Origin of the sequence: Secundilactobacillus mixtipabuli, from assembly GCF_002217925.1 — a bacterium.
GTDB lineage: Bacteria > Bacillota > Bacilli > Lactobacillales > Lactobacillaceae > Secundilactobacillus > Secundilactobacillus mixtipabuli.
On the sequence record NZ_BCMF01000025.1, the window covers coordinates 1 to 529 of the forward strand.

Annotated in this window: 1 protein-coding gene; it reads left to right on the forward strand. The window is 40.8% G+C overall.

Annotation, left to right across the window (positions count from 1 at the left end):
• Positions 1–529 (forward strand): transposase (locus tag IWT5_RS11805; RefSeq protein ID WP_143443104.1); only part of this gene is annotated, 529 nt, incomplete at both ends.

A 529-nucleotide genomic window follows, 5' to 3' on the forward strand; every position in this document is an offset into this window, starting at 1 on the left:
AAATTGGTCGGTACTGTGTTTCCCAATGCGATTGTTCTCATTGATCGATTTCACATTGTAAATGCCCTCAGTCGGGCATTTACCAAGACCAGAATCCGCATTATGAAAGGTTTACCAACCTCTTCTCGCCAATACCGCGCTTTAAAGCGTTACTGGAAGTTATTATTACAGCCGGTAGAAGACGTTGACTATACCACCTACCATAAATGGACTAGTTTTTCACATATGCTTTGCGCCAAAGACGTTGTTGATCAGCTGTTAAGTATTGATCCAGAGCTAAAAGCGACATATCAAGTTCTAAATAACCTACGTCAAGCTATTAAAACGAATGACTGGAATAATTACAATGCCACTTTTTGGCATACAGGGGGTATCTCGCCAGAGATGCAGTTAACTTTAAAAACGTTGAAAGAACACCATGACGAAATTGAGAACACCTTCAACTATCCTTACACCAATGGTCCACTGGAAGGCACAAACAATAAAATCAAAGCAATCAAACGTGCTGGCTTCGGCTATAAGAGCTTCC